This window comes from Chryseobacterium sp. C3 (assembly GCF_014218905.1).
Lineage (GTDB): Bacteria > Bacteroidota > Bacteroidia > Flavobacteriales > Weeksellaceae > Chryseobacterium > Chryseobacterium mucoviscidosis.
Genome location: NZ_JACLCU010000003.1, coordinates 124,342 through 147,002, shown reverse-complemented (window position 1 = coordinate 147,002; position 22,661 = coordinate 124,342). Strand labels below are relative to the sequence as shown.

Genomic DNA, 22,661 nt, shown 5'->3' with positions numbered 1-22,661 from the left:
CAAATTGAAAAATAAATTATATTTGTTTTTCAAAAAAAATACAAATGCAACGCAGAAAATTTATTAAGAATACTTTAGCAGGTTTTCCCCTGATATTTTTAGCACCTTCTTTACTGGCTAACTCATGCGCTTCTTCTGAGGATGAAGCTGATGATCCTAAGGGAAAATCTGTCATCGTTATAGGAGCGGGGATTTCAGGTCTTGCTGCAGCCAAAAAATTGAAAGAAAAAGGCTTTCAGGTGACGGTTTTGGAAGCACAGGAAAAAGTGGGAGGCAGACTGAGAACCAATCGAAGCCTGGGTATTGCTTTTGATGAGGGAGCAAGCTGGATTCACGGAATCAATGGAAATCCGATAACAACTCTGGCTCAACAGGCAGGAATGCAGACTTTTGAAACGCTTGATGATAGCAGAAAATCCTATGATATTGGGGGAATTCTGCGTAACGATACTGTATTTGACAATACAGAAACCGAATATTACAATATTCTTGCTGCTTTAAAAAATAACGGTAACTCTGCGCAAAGCTTTCAGACCGTTTTCCAAAATTTATATCCGGCTAAATTCAACGACAGGTTATGGAAATTTTTCCTGTCTACCTATTTCACGTTCGACAGGGGCGATCTGGATAAAGTTTCATCATTGCTGTATGATGAAGGAGAAGAATTCGGAGGGGCAGAAAAAATAGCAACTAATGGTTATGATACGATTGCCAATTTCTTAGCTTCCGGACTTAATGTTAAATTTAACGAAAGGGTCACCAAAATAGATTACAGCAATACCAAAATAAAAATAACGCACAACGGAATCATTTCGGAGGCAGATTATGTGATTGTAAGTGTTCCGCTGGGTGTTTTAAAAGCCAATAAAATTGAATTTCTTCCTTCACTTCCCGCTGCAAAGCAAAACGCTATCCAAAAAGTGGGAATGAACTGTGTAAATAAATTTCTTTTAATATGGAGCACTGCTTTTTGGGATGATGTACAGTATATTTCCTACACACCGGAAACAAGGGATAAATTCAATTATTTTGTGAATGTAAAAAAGTTCCATCCGAATGTAAATGCGTTAATGACTTTTGCATACGCAAATTATGCAAGACAGACGGAAACAATGTCTGATTCTCAGATTATCTCAGAAATTATGACTCATCTGAAAGATATTTACGGAAACAGCATTCCGAATCCGTTAAATTTGCTTCGTACCAAATGGCAGAACAATGAAAATTCTTTCGGTTCCTATTCCTATACGGCTGTCGGTACAGAAATGTCTCATTTCGATGATTTGGCAGAAGAGGTAAACGACAGGCTTTTCTTTGCCGGAGAGCATACGGAAGCAGATTATTTTTCAACGGCTCACGGTGCTTACTTAAGCGGAATTCGGGAAGCTGACAAAATTATAGCATTGCTTTAAATGAAGTTATATAAAAATTTATAGAAGAATAATTTATAAAAATAAAAGCTGATGTACCAACTATACCAAGTTCAGAAGATTGTTTTATTAATATAAAACAACTTCGATAATGAAATTACCCAATCTGAATTTGAAAAAATCTCTAATTATTCATATAGAAATATTCAACGGATTTTTAAGAGCATATTTGGAGAGAATATAAAGTCATTTCAGCGAAGACTAAGACTGGAAAGAGCATATAAAAAAATAGTTTACACAAAAGATTGTATTACGGATATTGCAATACAGGTAGGATATAGCAATTTACAAGCATTTTCTAAGGCATTTTTTAAACAATTTCATATTTCACCTTCTGAAGCTAGAATAGATAAAAAAAAGATTTTTGAAGCATTTATTGCCAATACAACTATGGATTTAAATGTGGAAAAAATATATATGGAGCAACAATTATTATATTGTAAAACCATTAAAACCGAAAATTATGATAATGCTAAAATTAATAAGCTATGGAGAGAAATAGATTTTTGTAATCAAAAGCTGAGACCTTACGAAAGCTACGGAATTATAGTAGATCAACCGTTAATTACGGAGCATAAAAACTGTATAAGATTCCTGAACAATCCGTAGGATTTATCTCGAAGAAAATTTTTGGAAAAAAATACTTGAGGTTTATTCATTATGGTACTCATGATAATATAGAAGAGACCTATAAGAATTTCTATAAATTTTGGTTATCATCACCAAATTTAGAACTAGATCATTCTCCTGTGATAGAGCATTACCTGATTTCTGATAAAGAAGAAGAAAACTATATAACACACATTTATTTTCTCTTAAAAAATTAGACTGTCATTTTTGGACAATACTTGAGGTAAAAAATGTAATAGATTTGTAAAAATACTATATGAAACACATTTTTTTACTACTTCTATTTGTAAATCTTAATTTTTGTATGTCTCAAACCTATACTTTCCCTGAAGAATCGGGACAGCATGAAGGAACTTGGCTTCAATGGCCCCATCAGTATCAGTTCGGTACAACATATAGAAACAGACTTGATGCAACTTGGGTTGCAATGACAAATGCACTTCAGACTAATGAAAAAGTACACATCATCGCTTATGATAATACTGAGAAAACGAGAATCATTGGTTTACTAAACGCAGCAAGTGTTCCTTTAACCAATATTGATTTTAAAATCTATCCTACAGATGATGTTTGGGTAAGAGATAATGGACCCATTTTTGTGAAAAATTCTAGCAATCAAATTGTGATACAAGATTGGGGATTTAATGGATGGGGAGGAAAATTTAATTTCTCTAATTGTAACCAAATTCCCACAAAAATAGGAACAGACTTAGGAATTCCAGTTGTGAATCTCAACTCGGTAATGGTAAATGAAGGAGGTTCAGTAGAATTAGACGGAAGTGGAGTTTTAATGGTTTGTAGAAGCTCTGTGATCAGCCAAAGCCCTGCTAATACAGTGAGAAACTCGGGAATGAGTGAAGCGACTGCCACTAATAATTTTAAACAATACTATGGCGTTTCAAAAGTAATTTGGCTTAACGGAGTTACAGGTTTAGAAGTTACAGATATGCATATTGATGGATTTATGAAATTTGTAAATTCTACTACAATGGTAACCATGAATAACGCAGACTTGTTAAACTGGGGAGTTACACAGGCAGATATTAATACACTTTATGCAGCAACTAATGCGAATGGGCAAACATACAACAAAGTGTACATTCCTTTAACGCAAAATAATGTAGTAACTACCTATGGAACCAATTTAGGATACAAAGGTTCTTATGCAAACTATTATGTAGCGAATGGTGTGGTTTTAGTGCCCAATTATAATGACCCAAATGACAGTATAGCTAACCAAATTATAGGAAATCTTTATCCGGGGAGAACAGTTATAGGAATTGATGTAAGAAATCTTTATGCAAATGGAGGAATGATACATTGTGTAACGCAGCAACAGCCTTCTGCAGGTACAAGTCTTTCTACCAAAGAAAAAACTTCTTTCAAAAAAGTTTCCATTTTACCTAATCCTACCTCTGGAGAAATCAGAATTAATGCAGATAAAAAAATAAAATTTTCAGAACTGTATTCTTCAGCAGGACAAAAATTAAAAACGATTAATGAAAATTTTAATAAGATAGAAATTCAGAATTTTTCCAAAGGAAATTATCTGCTCAAAATAAATTTTGAAGATGGTACTTCTGAAACGCAGAAAATAATCAAAAAATAAAGTATTTTTGAACCGACTTAGGCCGGTTTTTTTAATTGATATCAGAATGGAAGACAAAATACAATCTTACAGACAGCCTTTAGTAACTGCTACCGGAATTATTCTTGGTTTTATACTGAATTTTGCTTCATCCTATGTAAAAAATGAAAGCACTTTACCTGTTTTTTTAGATTATTTGGTGGGAGCTTGTATATTAATAGGTATTATCTGTTTAATTATTGTTTTGAAGCGGATTTTACAAATGAATTATCCTAAAGAAAAATCTGAAAAATTCTATCAAAAAACACTCAATTATTTTATTTTTGGGGTAAGTATTTCTTTTATCGGAGTTTTAATTGATTTATTTGCAAATTTCATGATGGATTAATTATTACTCTCCAATCCCAAAATCTTTCATCAGCTCAAATCCGTAATTTCTTAAAGTTGAAATAATTTCTACAGCTTTTTTACCGCGTTCTGTAATGTTGTATTCAGTTCTTGGAGGAACTTCCGGAAATATTTCTTTGGAAATAAAGCCGTCTTCCAGCAGTTCTTTTAAACTTTTAGAAAGCATCCTGTCTGAAATGTGGGGAATGCTGTCAGCCAATTCCGAATAACGCCATGCCTTATCCTTCAGACGCCAGAGAATAGGCATTTTATAGGTTCCGCCTATTTTGCTCATGGCAAATTCTACAGGATTGTGAAAAAGGTGCTTATCCGAAACAAAATCAGGCATACTTACATTTTTGTTAGTTTCTTACAAAGATAGCCATTATTGATTTTCTTTTCTATTCAGAATTATCTTTGTTTCATCAAAATTAGAAATTTTAAAATCAAAAAAACAAAAAATGGAAAAAGTAAAAGAAGTAAACAGCTATGTTCATTTTCACGGAGCTCCTGTAAAAGGTAAAATTCTGATGATTGCAAGTTCGCCGAGTGTGAGTAAACAAACCAATTGGCCAATCGGTTTCTGGGCTGCAGAACTTACACATCCTTTAAGAGTCTTTCAGGAAGCAGGTTACGAAGTGGAACTGGTTTCAACAGAAGGCGGAAAACTGGAAATGGACGGCTATTCCAATCCTTTGGACGAAAGTGGTTATTCTGCGCATGATGTTATTTCATTGGGTTATCTTCAACAGGATTCTTTCAAAAATATGCTTGAAAACACCCAAAAATTAACTGAAGTTGATACAAAAGATTATGATGCGGTTTTTCTGGTTGGCGGACAGGGACCAATGTATACTTTCAGAGGAAATAAAGATCTGGAACAATTATTTGTGAGTTTTTACGAAAGCGGAAAGCCAAGCGCAGCGGTTTGCCATTCAACCACTTTATTACTGGAAGCTAAAAAATCAAACGGTGAATTGCTTGTAAAAGGAAAAACCTGGACCGGTTTTGCGGATGCTGAAGAAGAGTTTGCAGATCAGGCAGTCGGAATGAAAATTCAGCCGTACAGAATTGAAGAAGAAGCTAAAAAATTACAGGAAACAACATTTAAAGTGGCGGCTCCATTTAGTTCGTATGCTATTCAGGATGGTAATTTAATTACAGGACAGCAGCAAAATTCAGGGGCAGCAGTTGCAGAACTGGTTGTAGAACTATTAAATAAATAATGAGGTAAATTTCACTTTAAACTAAAAAAAATGAATATAGCAATCATCGGCTCCGGAAATGTTGGAGGAGCTTTGGCTCAACAATGGATAAAAGCGGGGCATACTGTTTTGGTAGGTGCACAATTTCCTTTGAGTGAAAAAAATATTTCCCTTGCAACGAAAATAGGGGAAGATCGCTTTGCCGTGATCGAAAATGCAGTAAAACAATGTGATGTGATTCTTATTGCAACACCTCCGACTGCTATTTTTGAAGTAATTGAACAGTTAGGCGATGTATCGGGAAAAGTCATTATTGATGCTACCAACGCCGTAATGAAGTCTCCGGAACCTTACAAAACAGTGTATCAGGCTTTGGCAGATAAAACCAACGCAGAAATCGTAAAATGTTTTAATACAACAGGTTTTGAAAATATGCTTGATCCGATATACAATGGTGAAGGAATCGATATGTTTATGGCAGGAGACAGCGAAAAAGCAAAAGATATTGCCAAAAAACTGGCTTTGGATTGTGGTTTCGCTTCCTGTACAGACTTTGGAAAAGCGGATAAAGTAGAACTGCTAGAAAAATTTGCACTTTCGTGGATCAATCTCGCTATTATGCAGGGTTATGGAAGAGATATGGCTTTTAAGATTATTAGAAGGTAATATCTGTAAATAATTTAAGCATGAAAGTTTAGGCTTATTTTTCTCAAAAATTAATTGTCTATCTTTGCAAAATGGAAAAACTCACTTTTGCAGATTTTGACCTTCCGGTTAAAATTCTTGATGTTTTAGCGGATCTTAATTTATTTGAACCTACCCCTATTCAGGAAAAGAGCTTAAAGCCAATACTTTCCGGACGTGATGTAATGGGGATTGCGCAGACGGGAACAGGAAAAACACTGGCGTATCTTTTACCGGTTCTTAAGACTTGGAAATACAATAAATCGGGAAATCCAACCGTTTTGGTGCTTGTTCCTACCAGAGAATTGGTGGTACAGGTTTCTGAAATCGTAGAAAAACTGACGGAAAATACTACTGCAAGAGTAATCGGGATTTACGGAGGAAAAAATATCAATACCCAGAAATTATTATTTGATAACGGATGTGATATTTTGGTAGGAACTCCCGGAAGAGTAATGGATTTGGCGATCGATAATGCCATTTCTTTAAAAGAAGTCCAGAAGCTGATTATTGATGAGTTTGATGAAATGCTGAACCTTGGTTTCAGACCACAGTTGACGCATATTTTCGAAATGATGAAGGAAAAAAGACAGAATATTCTTTTTTCTGCAACCATGACGGAATCTGTTGACGAAATGCTGGATGAGTACTTTGCGAGTCCGGTCGAAATTTCACTGGCAAAATCCGGAACGCCGCTTGAAAAAATTGAGCAGACTGCTTACAAAGTAGAGAATTTCAATACCAAGATCAATCTACTGGAGCATTTGCTGAAAACCGATACCGATATGTCGAAAGTATTGATTTTCACAAATAACAAACGAAATGCAGATCTTTTATTCACAAAAATTGATGAGCTTTTCCCTGAGCAGTTTGATGTGATCCACTCCAATAAATCTCAGAATTACAGGCTAAAAGCAATGAAAAGCTTTGAAAATGAAGAGATCAAAGGGTTGATTACTACGGATGTTATGGCGAGAGGTCTTGATATTTCAGACATTACCCATGTTATCAATTTTGAAACGCCGGATATTCCGGAGCAGTATATTCACAGAATCGGTAGAACGGGTAGAGCGGACAAAGATGGTAAAGCCATAACTTTCGTCACCAAAAAAGAAGAAACTTTAGCTCTTGACATCGAATTACTGATGGATAAGGAACTGAAATACATTGATTTCCCAGACGGAGTAAAAATAAATCCTAAAAAGATTGCTTCTGAAGAGGAAACTGTGATCATGAAGAATCCTGTGAAGGTAAAATTAAATGAAGGAGGAGGAGCTTTTCACGAAAAGAAAGCGAAAAATACCAAAGAAAACTGGGGCGGACCTTCCAAAAGAAAAGCTCCCAAAAAATTTGGAGCCAACAGGGCGCAGCAGAAATCAATATCTAAATCCAAAAGAAAGAAATAAAAAAACTCCCGAATTTTTCGGGAGTTTGCTTTTTATCGGGTTAAAACCAGAACTATTTTGTCATCGATTCCGTCTCCGTCTTCATCACTGTAATCTGAAACAATATGCATTTCATTGTTCGTAAGCTTCAGAACTTCACTGGCTTCGCCGTCTATAATGATCTGTTTGTTCTGCGGGTCATAAGAATAAGAAGAAGTGTCTGTTCCCAGATTTTCACAATTTCCGCTCATTCCATCATCAAAAATGTTGCTTACCATTGTATTGTTCGATTTAAAATCAAATGTACTTTTTTTGTAGCAGCTTGAAGAAGGATCATTATAAATAGTACTTCCGTTTTTTCCGGAAACTGCCATTTCTCTGGATGGCTTCCAGACTCCTACAACAGATGCATAAACATCGTCATCATCACTTTTGCAGGCTGTGAAAAGAAAACCTGCCGAAATAGCAAGAAATAAGATTTTTTTCATGGTTTAAACTAATTTTTAAGGCTGCAAAGAAAAGGAAAAAAACTTTTCACACAAAATCTTTCAATAAAATAATCATCGAGTTTGTTTAAACTTTTTAACCGCAAAAGATGCAAAAGATTTTAACACTTTAGTTATTTAAGTAGAAAGAAAGAGCACATAAGTTTAAAAAAATCAAAGATTTTTTTCTTGCAGATGTTTGAATACTTTAAATAAACCCATATTCTAGCTATAAGTTTAAATTAATTTATCAATAAAAAAGCTGCTTCAAAACTGAAACAGCTCATTTTTTATTCCTCATCCTCATCAAGAAAATTCAGTTCGTCATCCCGCTGAACATAATCATGCGAAATTCCCGGAGGATTAAACAATCCCCAATTGTCCACAATAAAATGTTTAGGATTAAATCCTGAAACCCAGTCGACGAATAAAATCCTGAATTCTTCGGTAAGATTTCTTATAATGGTATAATACTTTGCATCTGTAAATCCCATCATTTCCAGTGTATTTCCGCTTACCATAATGCTTCTTGCCGCTTTTCTTATGATCGCTGCATTTTCCATCTTGATGTCATACAGTTTTACGGCTTCCGCACCGGATATTTTTGCCTGAATAATCATGCTGTCTTCAAGAAGATGTGATTTCAGTGTCTGGAGATAATCATTATCCTCAGGAAATAAATCTGTTATCACTTTTAGAGTTTCATAGATTTCCTGCGCTTTTTTAAAAATCGGAAGGTTTCGGGTAGATTCTCTCATTTTATTTCATATAAGGATTCATCACAGAAGTCCATAATCTGTAGCCTTCCGGAGTCATGTGAAGCATATCTTCCACAAACAGGTCTTTTCTCACGTTTCCGTTTTCATCCTGCATTACCTTTGTGATGTCAATAAACGCTGCATTCGGTTGCTTTTTCATGAAATCGGCAATCTTTTTATTGGCTTCCTTCATTTGCGGCCACAACTTTTCGCGGCTCGGCGAATATTTAATGGAAATATAATCTACTTCAATTTTCGGGAATTTTGCACGGATTTTTTTGTAGAATGTTTTAAATCTTTCCACTACAACATCGGCTTTCAATTTATCGTTGTCGGCAAAATCGTTCTCACCACAGTAAATGATGATCTGTTTGGGTTGATAAGGATTTAAAAGATCCTCTGCATAATCATTCAGATCCGTTAATCTTGAGCCTCCGAAACCTCTGTTGATGATGGTTTTATCCGGAAAATAATTCGCAACATCCGTCCATTTCGTGAAAGACGAACTTCCGACTAAAAGAATTGCGTTTTTAGCAGGAGGATTTTCCAGATCCAGTTTCTTAAAATTTTGGATGTCCTGCCAGAACATCGGTTTTTCCTGTGCAAAAAACAGGGCAAAAGTCAGCATCAGAAATGCCGAAAAAATCTTCTTCATTGTTTTAATAATTTTAGTTGAATATTAAAATTTTCTTTTCAAGAAAAAACTCCCGAATTTTTCGAGAGTTTTCTTTTTTATCTTTTGTAGGTAATATATTCCGCATCCGGTATCGTATCGCCGTCTTGATCTATATTGCCGGACAATTGCTTTATTCTCATTTCAGAGCTTGTAAGAACTACGATTCTGTACTTCACAGCACTGTTTCCTGTGTAGGTAACGGTTAAATCTTTTGTTTCAGAATTATACTCATATTTACCTTCTACTTTCGCCACAACATTACAGTTTGTACCAGTTCCTCCATACGTTGTAAAAGAGGTATAATAATCTGTTCTGAACTCAAGTTTGTCATTCACAGAACATCCTGTAGGTGTTGTAGTACCGATTACAAATTTATCGTCTTTTCCTGATATCGTTTCTTTTTTACTGATCTTCCAATCACCTTTCATCATATCCATTTCATAACCCTGGATATCATCATCGTTACATGAAGTAAGCGCTAACGCTGAAAAGGCAAATAAAAGTAATTGTTTTTTCATTTTTACAAATTTAAGAATATGCTAAAATATAAATAAATTTGAAATATCTCTAATGAAATTAAGGTTTTTTAAACGATTGATTACAGAAAAAGCAAATTGGAATAAAAGTTGTAAGAGGAAAGTTTATCCCTGTCTGGTTTATTTTTTACAGCATAGCAATAAACTTCCCTCTTCGGATCTGGAACTTTCTGCTTTTAATAGCTCATTTCCACAATTTTATAAGCATCCTGCGGAGTCAGCTTTTTATACTCTCCCAAACCGAGCCAGTTTCTCTCTGTGAAGGTTTTTTCCACTCTTTCAGCAGTTCCTTTATAATCTTCCGTATATTCAGAAAGTTTCGTGTCAATATTCAGGCTGTGGAAAAATTCTTCCAGTTTTTTGATACCCAGTTCCGCTTTTTCATCAACCGTTCCGTCTTTAATTCCCCAGACTCTTTCCGCATACTGAGCCAGTTTACCTTTTTTGGTTTCGAAATTATAACGGTAATGAGACGGAGCAATAATGGCTAAAGTTCTTGCATGATCGATCCCGAAATAAGCCGTAAGTTCATGTCCCATTGCGTGAACCGCCCAGTCTGTAATTACACCTTTCTGAATAAGTCCGTTAAGAGCCATTGTACAGCACCACATGAAATTTCCGGCTGCATCATAATCAAATTCCTCCGCCAATACTTTCGGAGCCGTTTCCTGTATACTGATCAGAATACTTTCTGCAATTCTTTCCTGAAGATCTGCCGAAGAAGGAGCCGTCATATACTGTTCCAAAACGTGAGTATAAGCGTCCGTTAAACCATTAACGATCTGTCTTTGCGGAATCGATCTCACTACTTCCGGATCCAGAACCGAGAATTGAGGAAATAATCCCGGACCTCCCGAAGACAATTTTTCGTTGGTTTCTCTTCTCGAAATCACGTACCCCGAATTCATCTCAGACCCGGTTGCAGGAAGCGTAAGAACAGTTCCGAAAGGCATTCCTTCGCCTTCAAAAGTTCTTACAGGTTTCGTAAGGATTTCCCACGGTTCTCCATCATAGTTTGCTGCTGCGGAAAGAAGCTTCGTTCCGTCGATCACAGATCCGCCTCCGACAGCCAAGAGAAAAGTAATATTATTTTCTTTGATAAAGCTCAAAGCATTAATCAATACTTCATATTCCGGATTGGCAGGAACTCCGCCGAATTCATGTACTTCATGATCTTTTAAAGCTTCTTTTACCTGATCGTAAACACCATTGTTTTTGATGCTTCCGCCTCCGTAAATCATTAAAATCTTGGCATTTGCAGGAATTTCTTTTGAAATTTTAGCAATTTCACCTTTTCCGAAAAGTATTTTGGTTGGATTTTTTAGTTCGAAATTAAGCATTGTTCTTAAATTTATTTGAAGTCAAATTTACGCATTGCTTACTGAAAACTGAGTTAAGAAAGTTTTAAAATTATAATGATTGCTTTTTATTAAAACTATTGAATTTTGTTGATTAATCATTAAAAGATCAAATGAGAAGAAAATCAAAAATTTTCACAAACTAATGTGTTCTGATATAAAGCTTAGAAATTATTTTAAAATCTTATGTGAGTAATGTGTTTAATAAAACTCTTACATTCAATCTACAACACTGTCATTTTGAGCGCAACGAAGTGGAGTCGAAAAATCTCAAAAAACTTCATATGAATAGATTCTTCATTGCAAATTGCTTCGCAAAATACCATTCAGAATGACAGAGGAATTTAACCACAAAAGTCACAAAAGATTATGATAAAGCCAAATTTCAGAATAATAAAAGTTCTCAAAAGAATAAAAATCAGAGATTTTTAAAAACTATTGTGTACTTTTTCTATAATGTTTGTTAACTTTAATTAAGCCTAAAAATATTTTGTGGCTTTTGTGGTTCAAAAATTATATGTGTTTAATATTTAAAGGTTTCATTTTCAATAAATTAATCATTGAATAAGCCTTTGCGAAATTCCATTCAGAATGACAGAGGAATTTAACCACAAAAGTCACAAAAGATGATGATAAAGCCAAACTTCAGAATAATAAAAGGTCTCAAAAGAATAAAAATCAGAGATTTTTAAAAACTATTGTGTGCTTTTTCTATTATGCTTGTTAACTTTAATTAAGCATAAAAATCTTTTGTAGCTTTTGTGGTTCAAAAATTATATGTGTTTAATATTTAAAGGTTTAATTTTCAATAAATTAATCATTGAATAAGCCTTTGCGAAATTCCATTCAGAATGACAGAGAAATTTAACCACAAAAGTCACAAAAGATGATGATAAAGCCAAATTTCAGAATAATAAAAGGTCTCAAAAGAATAAAAATCAGAGATTTTTAAAAACTATTGTGTGCTTTTTCTATTATGCTTGTTAACTTTAATTAAGCCTAAGAATCTTTTGTGGCTTTTGTGGTTAAAAAAGTATGTGTGTTTAATGTTTAAAGATTTCATTTTCAATAGATTCTTCATTGCATAATGCTTCGCAAAATTCCATTCAGAATGACAAAAAAACAAAAAAACTTTAATAAGCTCTATTACTTTTCACCTCCAATTTTCCTGTTTTTCTATTGATTTTAATGAAAAAAGATTCCTTCGTTTCAGAATTGTTTTTAGATTTTGAAAGATAGAGCGAAATATACTGATCTTCAATTTTATATGAACTTCCCAGCTGATTGGAACTGTCAACCGAATATCCGAAAGTATTCGCAATTAAAATAGCTTCGGGAAGATTGTCTACAAAACCGATAAAATCTCTTAGCTGCTGTTCGTTTGAAAAGTATTTCGACCGGCTTTTTTCACAGGCTAAAACGTAAGAAAAACAATTTTCTCCGAGACATTTCTGAAAAAATCCTTTTTCGGGAGCAGGATCATTCAACGTCATCAGATCAGGCATCTGGCTTTCGTAAATAATGGCTTTATCGGGATCGGGATTATTTCTGAGAACACTCCAGTATTCGTATTTTTTATCCGGAACGATAAAAGGGTAGAGCAGTTCTGTATTGTCGAGGATTTCCGGAATTTTTTTGAAGTCTGCAGGAACGGTTTTCTGGCTGAATACCCAACCTGAGCAAAGCAGTAAAACCGGAAATAATACTTTCATTCTTTTGTTTTTGCAAATGTAGCGAACAGAAATTTACTGGAAAATAATTTTGTAGTGGCCGTTCTCGTCTTTCACATCAATTCCGATGCCAGTAAACGTGAGTTTGTTGATCTGAAAACCATCGCAGCCTCCTTTAAATTCCGACGACTGGATCGTAAAAGTGAAATTTTTTATATTGGAAGTAAACGTATAATTTTTCGTTCCGTTGTAAGCACCCACATTTTCCAGAATAACCATATCATCATTGGTTTTCGTAAGCTGAATATTGGTCTGGTTTTCCTCCTTCACCGAATAATTGGTAAGCGTTCCGTCTGTAATCAGATTTACATCGTTGGAATCCACAAATTTAAAAGCAATCGGCTGTGGCGCATTGTAGCAGTCTTCGCCGCAGGCGGAGAAAAGGAGAAGGGGAAGTAGGAATAAGAGTATTTTTTTCATGGGATAAGCTTTTATTATTTGTAAAATAGTTACATCAAAAATTTTAACCAGCAAGAGCTTCATTAATAAATCTTTGGCAATTTATTCTTTTATTTAAAGATACTAAATCATAAGGTAGAAAATATAGTTTAAATTTATCTGAGAACAATTTGGCTTTGTAAACTTTAGCACCTTTAATATATGCAATGGAACAAAGTAAAATCTCTTCAATTAATCCGCAATCTGCACCTAAAAAAATTGTCTTTAGACAATTTTCATCATAGGTATGTAGACCTGAATTATCACTAATAAATCTATATTCTTTTTCGTAATTCCAACATTTACTTTTAAATCCAAAAATCATATTATTATCACTATGTAAAATAGAAGCTTTTGGATATTCATCGGAGTAGTTAACCTTTTTTAAGTCTACTTTTGAGATTAATTTTTTATTGTTAAACTCAATAAAATTCTTAGATTCTAAATTAAATTCTATACAATAGCCTTTTTGATTATTAGTATAGTGAGACCACATTAATAAATTTTGATTATCTGTAGTCAATGATAAAATACCAGAATTTTTTTTCTTGTCTTTTATAATATTAATTTTAAGATTTTCTAATTTTTCAATGTTAACGTCTTTTTTTAATAATTTTAATGCTTTTCCTATAGATGTATCAATTTGAAATACTCCTTCAAAAGGATCGTTTAAAATTTCTAATGATGAAAACCATAGCTGATTATTTAGTAGACATTTACAGTCTCTTATAAATATTTCTGAATAAATTTTTTTCTCGTCTGATGGTAATGCAATTGATTTATATTTAAAAAGAATCATCTTCAGGTAAATAAGTTGTAAAGAAAGTAAAATAGTTAATTTTAGGGTCTCCTACAGAAATGTTTATTTTATTTATTTCGTTTTGTAATTTATTGAATTCAGTCCAATAAAATTTCATTTCTGAAACTGGTACATTAACCATTTTCTCATAAATATTCATAAGCTCTTTTATTAAATCGTTATATGTACCTTTTTTGTAATCCCCGTTTTTGATCCTTATTAAGTCAATGGTTTTTATATATTGATAATAGGAATCAATTTCATTTTGGATTTCTTTAAAATATGTATTGCTATTATAATTATTATAAGCATAATCAAATTTTTCATCTGTGATTATTAAAAATGAAAAAAAATCGAAAACAATAATTAATACTAACAATGCAATCAAAAAGTAATTTGAAAATAAAATGAAATAACTCTTTAAATTAAAAAAATATATTATTGTAGAAAATAAAATTATACAAGAAAATAAGAATAAATACCTATAACCTTTCTTATCTTGATTAAGATAGAATCGATGAGCTCCAATATAACCAAAAAAAAGAGCTAATAATGCTGCTGAAATTTTATTTTTCAATATTTTAACTTTCTAGGTTGTCAATTTTGTGTAATTCAACTAAAGCAAATTTAATAATTATAATGTTTAAAATGTAGTACCAATTGTAAAGAAATTTATCAAAAAATCCCCTACATTTGTTATATGATACACGACCAACGCGCAGAAAAATTCAGGCAGATCGTGGAAAATAAGTTCCAGATCTACAATTCATTGTTTATGAGCCTGCCTTATGATAAAATGACGAATATCGGGATGCTGCTTCCGTTCCTTTGTGAAGAAAGCAAAATCGGCTACGAAGCCGGAAAAACGCCTGAAGAAATCGTTGAAGAATTCTTTAAAAATCATACCGATTTGCAGACTGAAGAACAGAAAACAGAACTTCTTTTCAAAATAATCCAATATATTGAAAGACAGGTGGTTTTGTTTGATAGTATTGAAGATGCTGCATTTCCGAACCTGCATTCCGAAAGTGATAACGGAACGGTAACCAATATGTACGAACGTTCGCTTCAGGATCATAAACTGGAAAAAGTGCGTGAAAAACTGAAAGATTTTGCCATTAAAATTGTGTTTACGGCGCATCCGACACAGTTTTACCCGAATTCTGTACAGAGAATTCTTCACGATCTCAGAAATGCCATTACAACCGATTCTATCACGAATATCGATATGCTTTTGCAGCAGTTGGGGAAAACACCGTTTGTCAATAAAGAAAAACCAACTCCGATTGATGAAGCGTTGAGCATCATTTATTATCTGAGATATGTATATTACGATACCATCGGAGAACTTTTCACGAAAATAAAAACGACATTTGAAAACGATCATTTTCATTTGCATGAAGATCTGATCCAGCTTGGTTTCTGGCCGGGAGGAGACCGCGACGGAAATCCTTTTGTAACGGCAGATGTCACGAAAAGAGTGGCGGAAGAACTGCATACTGCAATTTTAAAAGCCTATTACAACAACCTGAAATCGGTTCGAAGAAGACTGAGTTTCAGAGGTGTTTCAGAAGTTTTAACAAAACTGAGCAACGAATTGTATTCCGCGATTTTCAGAAATGAAAAAATTACGGCAGATGATATTATCAAAAGACTGGAAGAAGCCGAAAAAATCCTCGTGGAGCAGCACAATTCATTGTTCCTTGATCAGTTGATGAATTTTAAAGATCGTGTGAAGATTTTCGGGACACATTTTGCGACTCTGGATGTTCGGCAGGACAGCAGAATTCATCAGAAAGTAATTGATGAGGTTTTTGCTAAAGTATTCGGAGCCATTGATGCTACGCACGAAGAAAAATTCAATAAGTTAATTCAGGTTACTGAAAAAGTAAATCCGGATGATTTTGAAGATATTGTAAAAGATACTTTGCTCACCGTTTCCCAGATTTCAGAAATCCAGCAGTTGAACGGTTTAAGAGGAATGAACCGTTATATTATTTCCAATTCCGATGCGGTAAAAGATGTAATGAATGTGTACGCATTTTTCAAAGTCTGCGGTTATCAGGAAGACGAAATCAATATGGATATCGTTCCGCTTTTCGAAACAATGGAAGGTCTTGCCAACGCAGAAAATGTGATGAACAAATTGTATCAGAACCCTGTTTATAAAAAGCATCTGGAAAAAAGAGGAAATCAGCAGACCATTATGCTGGGTTTCTCGGACGGAACGAAAGACGGCGGTTACCTGAAAGCCAACTGGGAAATTTATAAAGCCAAAGAAGTGTTAACGAAACTTTCCGAGCAAAACGGAATTAAAGTCGTGTTCTTCGACGGGCGAGGCGGTCCTCCTGCAAGAGGTGGCGGAAAGACCCACGATTTCTATGCTTCACAGGGAAAAACCATTGCCAATAATAAAATTGAATTAACGATTCAGGGACAGACGATTACGAGTATTTTCGGAAATAAAGAACAGGCAAAATACAACTTCGAACAGCTTCTGACTGCCGGAGTGGAAAATGATGTTTTCAAAAATTCGAAAAAAGAACTAACCGAAAAAGAAAGGGCGTTAATCATTGAACTGGCTGAAATCAGTTATAAAAAATATTCAGATCTGAAAGCGCATCCTATGTTTGTACCCTACCTTCAGGAAATGAGTACGCTCGAATATTACGGAAAAACAAATATCGGAAGCCGTCCATCGAAAAGAGGAGGCGGAAGTGAGCTTAAATTTGAAGATTTGAGAGCCATTCCGTTTGTAGGATCATGGTCGCAGTTGAAGCAGAATGTTCCGGGATTCTTCGGGTTTGGTTTTGCGATGCAGCAGCTTAAAGAACAGGGTCGATTTGATGAGGTAAGAGAATTGTACAAAGGTTCGGATTTCTTTAAAACTTTGGTTTTAAACTCGATGATGAGTATGAACAAGACCTATTTTCCTTTGACGTATTATATTAAAAACAACCCGAAATTCGGTGCTTTCTGGAATGTTTTATTTGATGAATACAATCTTTCCAAAAATATTATGCTGGAATTAACTGGCTTTAAAATGCTTCAGGAAGAAGATCCGCTTTCCAGAAAATCGGTGAAAATCCGCGAAAGAATTGTTTTGCCTCTGTTGAGCATTCAGCAATATGCATTAATGAAAATTCAGAAAGGGGAAGGCGATCTGGAAGCCTACGGAAAACTGGTGACGCGTTCATTATTCGGTAATATTAATGCGAGCAGGAATTCGGCTTAATAATAAATAATCTGTGTGTCATTCTGAATGCAGTGAAATGGAATGAAGAATCTATAAACATTCGGGAATAATAAGAAAACCTCTCAATGCGAGAGGTTTTTCAGTTTATTCTTTTATAAATTTTTCATAATAAATTTTATCCTTCGTCTGGATTTTCAGGTAATAAACGCCTTTTGCAAAATCTTCGACTTTTACAGATTTTTGATTATTGACTTTTGTAATGAATCTTCCCAAGTTATCATAAACTTCCAAGGATAAAACATCACTTTCCGAAGCCACATTCAGAATATTTTTAACAGGATTCGGGAAAATGGCAACATTGTTTCTCCTTACTAATTCCGAAGTGCTTAAAACATTATTGTAAAGACCTCCGAAATTTAAAATTCCAAATCCCATCTGATCGGTATGATTGGGATAAAGCGATGCATTCTGTCTTAATTTATCCCTCATTAAATCTCTGTTCATGGTAGGAAAAGCCTGAATCAGACAGGCGACTCCGCCCGCAGCAATGGGAGTGGCAATGGATGTTCCGTTAACTGAAATGGTTGAATTATTATTGATAACACTTGTTGCAGCGGTTCCTCTTGCACTTGCATCGGGTTTTACAACGCCCGCAGAATTCGGACCGAAAGATGAGAACGTGGAAGAAGCTCCGGAAGAATCTACGGCTCCGATGGTAAAGACTTTTGCATTATCCGCCGGAGTTAAAATGTAATGCCACGTCTGAGCTCCTGAATTTCCTGCGGCAAATAATGTGAAAATTCCTTTGTTAACAGCTATTTCGGCTCCTCTTGCAATAAAGGAAGTGGTTCCGTTCATATTGGTATAAGTGTAGTTGTATTTCGGATCATCAAAAGTAGCATAGCCCAGAGAAGTTGTAATCATATCCACTCCTTTACGGTCGGCTTCTTCTGCAGCTTCAATCCAATACAGTTCTTCTTCAGGAATTTCGATTGCAGCATTTTCACTTCGGTACAGATAAAAATCGGCATCCGGTGCGGAACCTACAAAAGTATTCTGAATATAACCTCCGATTGCACCCAAAATAGCAGAACCGTGGTTATTAAGTGAAGTATTGTAAATGTCTGTTCCTTTAGCCACAAAATCATATCCGCCTTTGATGTGTCCGTTCGTCCATAATCTTGAATAGGCAGAACCTGTATTTACGTAAGGAAATCCGGAATCAATAACCGCAATGGTAACTCCGGTTCCTGTGTAGCCTGCTAAATGGAGGGGGCGAAGATTGATCTGGTCGATCTGTGCGGAACCTGAACCATAGTCAAAAGTGGTTAAATTTTTATTCGCCGGGTCGATTGGATTGTCCCATTTATTCTGATGGCTCATTTTTGTTCCTCCGGAAGAATTTCTTGCAAAACTTTCCACAGACTGTACATAATTCTGCGCCTGAAGCGTGGCAATCTGAGCCGGAGTTGCATTCACGGCGACACCATTCAGCCATTTTGAGTAATCGGTTACGGTGAATCCTAAATTCTGAATATTGGTAATGTAAGTCGGTTCTATCGGAGCATCCTGATCATTCAGCGTAATTCCTAATGAAGTACGTCTGTTAAGGGATTTTTGAGATAATTCTGATAACGGATTTGCATAAAATGCAGCCTTGTTCGGTTTGTCCTTAAAAAATACAAAAACAAGCGATGTCTGTGCAAAACTGACAGAGTAACCTGCTAAAAGACAAAAAAGTAAAGTTTTTTTCATGTATTTATTTTGTATAAAGATAAAACAAAATCAATAAAATTTTTGAAGGGATTTTAAATTCCTTATTTTTACAAAAATATTTATTTATGAAAAAGATTCAAATGGTTGACTTACAAAGTCAGTATTACAAAATAAAGAATGAAGTAGATAATGCAGTTTTAAATGTAATGGATTCAGCGGCTTTCATTAACGGTCCTGAAGTAAAGTCTTTCCAGAATGAATTAGAGTCTTATTTGGACGTAAAACATGTTATTCCTTGTGCAAACGGTACAGATGCACTTCAGATTGCTTTAATGGGTCTTGATCTGAAGGAGGGTGATGAGATCATTACAGCAGATTTTACTTTTGCGGCAACGGTGGAAGTTATTCATTTGCTTAAACTTAAATCTGTTTTAGTGGATGTGGATTATGATACTTTCACCATTTCAACAGAGGCGATTAAAAAAGCCATTACTCCGAAAACAAAAGCTATTATTCCCGTACATATTTTCGGACAGTGCGCGAATATGGAAGAAATTTTAAAAATTGCTGAAGAGCATAATTTATATGTAATTGAAGACAACGCACAGGCAATCGGTTCTGAATTCACTTTTTCGGACGGAACTGTAAAAAAAGCAGGAACCATGTCTACGGTGGGAACTACTTCTTTCTTTCCTTCTAAAAATTTAGGATGCTATGGAGACGGTGGAGCAATTTTCACGAATAATGATGATTTGGCGCACCGTTTAAGAGGAATTGTAAACCACGGAATGTACCAAAGATATTATCATGATGAGGTAGGTGTAAACTCAAGATTAGACAGTGTTCAGGCTGCTATTTTGAGAAAAAAACTTCCGCATCTGGATAATTATAATGAAGCGAGAGGAAGAGCAGCAGATTATTATGATGAAGCTTTTGCCGGACATGAACATATTTTAACTCCAAAGAGAGCTGATTATTCAACGCACGTTTTTCACCAGTATACTTTAAGAATTCTGAACGGAAAACGTAATGATTTGCAAAAATTCTTAGCTGAAAAGGAAATTCCGGCAATGATCTATTATCCGGTAGCTTTAAGAAAGCAAAAAGCCTATTTTCAGGAAAGTAACGATGCCGATTTTGTGAATACGGATAAACTTCTGGATCAGGTAATTTCTCTTCCAATGCACACGGAACTGGATGATGAGCAGCTGAAGTATATTACGGATGCGGTGTTGGAGTTTATGGGGTAAGTTATGCTTCACGACGAAAGAATATTAAAAATAAATTTGCTTATTTTTATGCTATAATTTTTTGTTTTTTTTGGCTAATGTATTTTGGCTATTTTACTCTATTGATTATAAGTGATAATTTTATTATTAGTGAAAATTATGCTGGTTTAAAGTATTTATTTTACACATTAATATTTGGAATCTTTTCAACTTTATTAATAAGTTTTGTATGTATTTTTAAGGAATCAAATAAATTTTTCATCAGTTTCAATACTGCTGTACTCTTAATAATTTTTCTTCATCTTTTAAGATATTTTATTGATTTTAAAGAAATTTATTCTCAGTTTGTTTATTTTATATTTTTTTTGTTTTTGTCTGGAATGTTGGTTAATATTTTTCGACACAAGAGACGTAAATGTGAGATCGAAAACATAGGAGAAAATAAAGATTAAATAATATGAGACCAAAAATATTTAAATATAAGTTTGTAGGAATATCAATATTTATATTTGAACTATTTGTAACAATGTTATTTGGTTATGGGAGTTATGATTCATTTATAGAATTTAGCTCTGTAAATATATTTTCAATTGAAAATTTTATTTTTATTTTCGCTTTGATGATATTTATTACTGCAATTTTATGTCTTATTACTATCATATTTAGAATTAAAAAGAGTATATACTGTTTAAATGTAAACCTATTTTTAATTTTACTATTTTTTCTTGTGGGCTATATAAAATTATTAATAAATGATGATTTCAGAAGTGATGATAATTTGAAATTAATGATTACAATTTCTGTTACCTTAGTTTTTATTTTTTTAACTAACTTTTTTAAATATAAAGAAATAGAGTTTTTAGAAATAGATAACATAGGAACACATAACGATTAAAAAAGAAACAATAAAAAAATGGCAATACTCGTAACAGGAGGTTTAGGATATATCGGTTCCCATACGGTGGTGGAACTTTTAAATAACAATTTTGAGGTTGTTATTGTGGATGATTTATCGCATTCCGAGAGATTTATATTAAAAAATATTGAGGAAATTACAGGGAAAAAACCTGTTTTTTATCCTTTCGACTTAAAAAGAAAAGAACTTTTAACGCAGGTTTTTGATGCTCACGAAATTGAAGGGTGTATCAACTTTGCGGCATTCAAAGCGGTGGGTGAAAGTCAGGTAAAACCTGTTGATTACTACGAGAACAATTTGTTTTCATTAATCAATATCTTACAGGAATTTAAAGAAAGAGGAATTTCAAACTTTATTTTCAGTTCATCCTGCACGGTTTACGGACAAGCGGATGAAATGCCGATCCACGAAAATACTCCGTTAAAAATGCCTGAAAGCGTTTACGGAAAGACAAAACAGATGGGAGAGGAGATCCTGATTGATTTTGCAAAAGCATATCACCGTAAAATTTCTTTATTAAGATATTTCAATCCGATCGGAGCACATCCTTCCGGGAAAATCGGGGAACTGCCTATTGGAATTCCGAATAATTTAGTACCTTACGTGATGCAAACTGCGGCAGGAATTCGCGAGAAGTTGAGTGTTTGGGGAAATGATTATCCTACCGAAGACGGAACAGCAGTTCGTGATTATATTTATATTGTAGATTTGGCTAAAGCCCATGTTGCAGCACTGAAAAAATTAATGGCAGACGATTCTGATCATGCTGTGATTGATATTTTTAACTTAGGAACAGGAAAAGGTTCATCGGTTCTGGAAGTAGTAAAAGCTTTCGAAACAGCAAATGACGTGAAAGTTCCTTACCAGATCTGTGACAGAAGAGAAGGAGATATTACCATTGCATATGCAAACGTAGATAAAGCCCAAAAAGAGCTTAACTGGAAGTCTGAAACGACTCTGGAAGAGGCATTAAGAACAGTTTGGCAATGGCAGAAATATTTAGAGACAAGAAACATTTAACAATTTGTACAAAGAAGAATTTATTTATATGAAAACACAAAGAATAGGCATTACGTTTTCGTCATTCGACTTGCTTCACGCAGGACATATTAAAATGCTTGAAGAAGCAAAAACCGTATGTGACTACCTTATAGTAGGTTTGCAGATTGATCCCTCTCATGATCGTCCAACCAAAAATAAGCCGACTCAGACCATCGTAGAAAGATATATTCAGTTAAAAGCAGTAAATGCTGTTGATGAGATTATTCCATATTATACAGAGGAAGATCTTCTGGATATTTTAAAATCTTTTGTAATTGATGTAAGAATTATCGGGGACGATTATTTAGACAGAGATTTCACCGGAAAAAAATACTGCGAAGAAAAAGGAATTGAGATTTTTTACAATAAAAGAGATCACAGGTTTTCTTCCAGCGATTTAAGAAAAAGAATTTACGAAGCCGAACTTCAGAAACTGGAAAAAGCAGAAGCTGCAAAATAAAAAAATCCCGAATT

At 34.3% G+C, this 22,661-nt stretch carries 24 protein-coding genes and 1 pseudogene; 14 read left to right on the top strand and 11 right to left on the bottom strand.

The annotated features are described in order from the left end of the window. Nucleotides 1-44: 44 nt before the first annotated feature. From H6W53_RS07875 to H6W53_RS07855, 6 genes and pseudogenes are all read left to right on the top strand, one after another. Nucleotides 45-1,412: a flavin monoamine oxidase family protein gene (locus tag H6W53_RS07875; protein WP_185205861.1), complete on the top strand. Its 1,368-nt coding sequence runs from the start codon at nt 45-47 to the stop codon at nt 1,410-1,412. 114 nt (nt 1,413-1,526) lie between these two features. Next, nucleotides 1,527-1,715 (top strand): annotated as a pseudogene (locus H6W53_RS21715) (helix-turn-helix domain-containing protein); the annotation flags it as partial. Between the two features lie 132 nt (nt 1,716-1,847). After that, entirely contained in the window at nt 1,848-2,039 is a 192-nt protein-coding gene (locus H6W53_RS21495) for a hypothetical protein (RefSeq protein ID WP_228457774.1), read from the top strand. A 35-nt stretch (nt 2,040-2,074) separates the two neighbouring features. Next, entirely contained in the window at nt 2,075-2,257 is a 183-nt protein-coding gene (locus tag H6W53_RS21710; protein ID WP_185205859.1) for a GyrI-like domain-containing protein, read from the top strand. Between the two features lie 107 nt (nt 2,258-2,364). Beyond that, a complete protein-coding gene (locus H6W53_RS07860; protein WP_228457773.1) occupies nt 2,365-3,669 on the top strand; it encodes an agmatine deiminase family protein in 1,305 nt (434 codons plus the stop codon). 46 nt (nt 3,670-3,715) lie between these two features. Continuing rightward, nucleotides 3,716-4,036, top strand: coding sequence for a hypothetical protein (locus H6W53_RS07855; RefSeq protein ID WP_185205855.1), 321 nt, complete (start codon nt 3,716-3,718; stop codon nt 4,034-4,036). A gap of 3 nt (nt 4,037-4,039) precedes the next feature. Here the strand turns inward: H6W53_RS07855 and H6W53_RS07850 are convergent, their stop codons facing one another. Continuing rightward, a complete protein-coding gene (locus tag H6W53_RS07850; RefSeq protein ID WP_185205853.1) occupies nt 4,040-4,384 on the bottom strand; it encodes a winged helix-turn-helix transcriptional regulator in 345 nt (114 codons plus the stop codon). Nucleotides 4,385-4,496: 112 nt separating this feature from the next. On the opposite strand from H6W53_RS07850, the gene H6W53_RS07845 reads away from it, so the two are divergent. The 3 genes from H6W53_RS07845 to H6W53_RS07835 all read left to right on the top strand — a co-directional run bounded on the left by H6W53_RS07845 (nt 4,497) and on the right by H6W53_RS07835 (nt 7,330). Further along, nucleotides 4,497-5,261 carry a type 1 glutamine amidotransferase domain-containing protein gene (locus tag H6W53_RS07845; protein ID WP_185205851.1) on the top strand — a complete coding sequence of 255 codons (765 nt, stop codon included), beginning with the start codon at nt 4,497-4,499 and terminating at the stop codon, nt 5,259-5,261. A 30-nt stretch (nt 5,262-5,291) separates the two neighbouring features. Beyond that, a complete protein-coding gene (locus H6W53_RS07840) occupies nt 5,292-5,906 on the top strand; it encodes an NADPH-dependent F420 reductase (RefSeq protein ID WP_185205849.1) in 615 nt (204 codons plus the stop codon). Nucleotides 5,907-5,977: 71 nt separating this feature from the next. Continuing rightward, nucleotides 5,978-7,330 carry a DEAD/DEAH box helicase gene (locus H6W53_RS07835; protein ID WP_116098121.1) on the top strand — a complete coding sequence of 451 codons (1,353 nt, stop codon included), beginning with the start codon at nt 5,978-5,980 and terminating at the stop codon, nt 7,328-7,330. A gap of 32 nt (nt 7,331-7,362) precedes the next feature. On the opposite strand, the gene H6W53_RS07830 is transcribed toward H6W53_RS07835, so the two are convergent. The 9 genes from H6W53_RS07830 to H6W53_RS07790 form a co-directional block, all read right to left on the bottom strand. Beyond that, entirely contained in the window at nt 7,363-7,797 is a 435-nt protein-coding gene (locus tag H6W53_RS07830; RefSeq protein WP_185205847.1) for a lipocalin family protein, read from the bottom strand. Between the two features lie 287 nt (nt 7,798-8,084). Then, nucleotides 8,085-8,552: a hypothetical protein gene (locus H6W53_RS07825; protein WP_185205845.1), complete on the bottom strand. Its 468-nt coding sequence runs from the start codon at nt 8,550-8,552 to the stop codon at nt 8,085-8,087. 1 nt (nt 8,553) lies between these two features. Beyond that, nucleotides 8,554-9,207, bottom strand: a complete 654-nt coding sequence (locus tag H6W53_RS07820) for a GDSL-type esterase/lipase family protein (RefSeq protein WP_185205843.1) — start codon at nt 9,205-9,207, stop codon at nt 8,554-8,556. A 77-nt stretch (nt 9,208-9,284) separates the two neighbouring features. Further along, nucleotides 9,285-9,746, bottom strand: coding sequence for a lipocalin family protein (locus H6W53_RS07815; RefSeq protein WP_087710843.1), 462 nt, complete (start codon nt 9,744-9,746; stop codon nt 9,285-9,287). A gap of 194 nt (nt 9,747-9,940) precedes the next feature. Further along, complete coding sequence (locus H6W53_RS07810; RefSeq protein WP_185205841.1) at nt 9,941-11,104, bottom strand: iron-containing alcohol dehydrogenase; 1,164 nt, start codon at nt 11,102-11,104, stop codon at nt 9,941-9,943. Between the two features lie 1,151 nt (nt 11,105-12,255). Then, nucleotides 12,256-12,834 carry a hypothetical protein gene (locus H6W53_RS07805; RefSeq protein WP_185205839.1) on the bottom strand — a complete coding sequence of 193 codons (579 nt, stop codon included), beginning with the start codon at nt 12,832-12,834 and terminating at the stop codon, nt 12,256-12,258. A gap of 33 nt (nt 12,835-12,867) precedes the next feature. After that, on the bottom strand, nt 12,868-13,272 hold the full coding sequence (locus H6W53_RS07800) for a hypothetical protein (RefSeq protein WP_185205836.1): 405 nt from the start codon (nt 13,270-13,272) through the stop codon (nt 12,868-12,870). 43 nt (nt 13,273-13,315) lie between these two features. Further along, nucleotides 13,316-14,089: a DUF2971 domain-containing protein gene (locus H6W53_RS07795; protein WP_185205834.1), complete on the bottom strand. Its 774-nt coding sequence runs from the start codon at nt 14,087-14,089 to the stop codon at nt 13,316-13,318. Beyond that, nucleotides 14,076-14,666 (bottom strand): TM2 domain-containing protein, encoded by a 591-nt coding sequence (locus H6W53_RS07790; protein WP_185205831.1) that lies wholly within the window; start codon nt 14,664-14,666, stop codon nt 14,076-14,078. Before H6W53_RS07790 ends, H6W53_RS07795 begins: the two co-directional genes overlap by 14 nt. A gap of 123 nt (nt 14,667-14,789) precedes the next feature. Here H6W53_RS07790 and H6W53_RS07785 point away from each other — a divergent pair, with 123 nt between their 5' ends. After that, entirely contained in the window at nt 14,790-17,324 is a 2,535-nt protein-coding gene (locus H6W53_RS07785) for a phosphoenolpyruvate carboxylase (RefSeq protein WP_185205829.1), read from the top strand. A gap of 105 nt (nt 17,325-17,429) precedes the next feature. Here the strand turns inward: H6W53_RS07785 and H6W53_RS07780 are convergent, their stop codons facing one another. Next, entirely contained in the window at nt 17,430-19,040 is a 1,611-nt protein-coding gene (locus H6W53_RS07780) for a S8 family peptidase (RefSeq protein WP_185205826.1), read from the bottom strand. 86 nt (nt 19,041-19,126) lie between these two features. On the opposite strand from H6W53_RS07780, the gene H6W53_RS07775 reads away from it, so the two are divergent. The 4 genes from H6W53_RS07775 (at nt 19,127) to H6W53_RS07760 (ending at nt 22,647) form a co-directional block, all read left to right on the top strand. Then, on the top strand, nt 19,127-20,251 hold the full coding sequence (locus H6W53_RS07775; protein ID WP_185205824.1) for a DegT/DnrJ/EryC1/StrS family aminotransferase: 1,125 nt from the start codon (nt 19,127-19,129) through the stop codon (nt 20,249-20,251). A 436-nt stretch (nt 20,252-20,687) separates the two neighbouring features. Then, nucleotides 20,688-21,125: a hypothetical protein gene (locus H6W53_RS07770; RefSeq protein WP_185205822.1), complete on the top strand. Its 438-nt coding sequence runs from the start codon at nt 20,688-20,690 to the stop codon at nt 21,123-21,125. Between the two features lie 18 nt (nt 21,126-21,143). After that, a complete protein-coding gene (galE, locus tag H6W53_RS07765; RefSeq protein ID WP_185205819.1) occupies nt 21,144-22,166 on the top strand; it encodes a UDP-glucose 4-epimerase GalE in 1,023 nt (340 codons plus the stop codon). A gap of 28 nt (nt 22,167-22,194) precedes the next feature. Then, on the top strand, nt 22,195-22,647 hold the full coding sequence (locus H6W53_RS07760) for an adenylyltransferase/cytidyltransferase family protein (RefSeq protein WP_076393532.1): 453 nt from the start codon (nt 22,195-22,197) through the stop codon (nt 22,645-22,647). Nucleotides 22,648-22,661: the final 14 nt, after the last annotated feature.